This window comes from Acidovorax sp. FJL06, assembly GCF_003852545.1.
Lineage (GTDB): Bacteria > Pseudomonadota > Gammaproteobacteria > Burkholderiales > Burkholderiaceae_C > Acidovorax.
In genome coordinates, this window is record NZ_QAJR01000106.1 from 1 (window position 1) to 260 (window position 260).

Sequence of the window (260 nt, forward strand, 5' to 3'; positions counted from 1 at the left end):
TAGATCTCGGCCTGTGGTAACTTTTCTGACACCTCTTGCTTTAAACTCTAAAGAAATCAAAAGGATCGATAGGCCGCGCTTTCACGGTCTGTATTCGTACTGAAAATCAAAATCAAGTGAGCATTTCCCCTTTTGGTCCACACCAGGTTTCTGTCCTGGTTGAGCTCACCTTGGGACACCTGCGTTACCATTTGACAGATGTACCGCCCCAGTCAAACTCCCCACCTGACACTGTCCTCAGAACAGTTCGGTAGCATCCG

General features: G+C 48.1%; 1 rRNA gene. It reads right to left on the reverse strand.

What is annotated here, in order from left to right:
- Positions 1–10: 10 nt before the first annotated feature.
- Positions 11–260, reverse strand: a 23S ribosomal RNA gene (locus DBV10_RS22970); the annotation flags it as partial.